Source organism: Craterilacuibacter sinensis (genome assembly GCF_009831765.1).
Classification (GTDB): domain Bacteria; phylum Pseudomonadota; class Gammaproteobacteria; order Burkholderiales; family Chromobacteriaceae; genus Craterilacuibacter; species Craterilacuibacter sinensis.
The window spans coordinates 1-930 of sequence record NZ_WSSB01000034.1 but is presented as its reverse complement, the minus strand read 5'-3'; the positions used below and the strand labels follow the sequence as shown (position 1 = coordinate 930).

The following is a 930-nucleotide window of genomic DNA, read 5'->3' as shown; positions in this document are numbered from 1 at the left end:
CCGAGATAGGCAGCCAACTGTTCGGCGCTGGCAAACGACTTACTGTGCATGACAGCCAGCAACATACGTCCAGTTTGAGGACCAATGGCAGGGATGGTCTGTAGTAGCAGCAAATCCTGCTTGAGTCCCGGATGGCGGTCGATATGGTCGTCGATCTGGCGTTGTAACGTTTGCAGTTGTTGTTCGAGAAAGGCGATCGAGGCACGGATCGAGGCATGCACCAGCTCGGGGGTATCGGCAATTTCGGCTTTTTCCAGCCGGTTGCGCTCGCGCTGCAGGTCTTGTGCAATGGCGTCACGCCGTGACAGTAACGCTTGTAACTGCCGGGCCTCGGCTGGGGGCGGCGACCACGCAGCAGGTTGCAACATCGCCGCATACCGTGCCAGTACCAGACTGTCGATGCCATCTGTCTTGGTGCGGATGGCCAAGCCACGGCCAAAGTCGCGCACTTGCGCCGGGTTGGCGATGGAGACGGTCACGCCGGCATCGTGCAGACCCAGGGCGGCCAGTTCGTGATAGACGCCTGTGCCCTCCATGACGGCATGCACGTCGCTCGGATGGGCACCTTGCTTGGACAGCCAGGTAAGCAGTTCAGCAATACCGGCAGCGTTGTTGGCAACAGATTTGCTCTTGCGTTTGCTGTGATGGGGATTCAGCAGCAGGCTGCAGTCGAGCTTGGCTTTGGACACATCGATACCGAGGTAAAACATATGCAGTCCTTTGTAAACAGAAGCAACCAACTCACCCACTTGCCTTGTTCATACAGGGTCAGAGCCCTTGGCTACCGTTCAGTGTCTGGCTGGTGAGAGGGTGAAGCGAAGGGCTTAATCTACAGACCAAGGTTTTAGCCTTAAGGGTGGGTTCAAGCTCTCTTCGCTTCGTGCGGTGATAGCTAATCACCACGAGACAACAGATACAAGGGTGGGTTAG

The 930-nt window shown here is 56.9% G+C and carries 1 protein-coding gene; it reads right to left on the bottom strand.

Translation table 11 applies throughout. The features are described from left to right. The coding region (locus GQF02_RS15740; protein WP_160798402.1) for an IS110 family RNA-guided transposase at positions 1-710 on the bottom strand (710 nt) is incomplete at its 3' end. Positions 711-930: the final 220 nt, after the last annotated feature.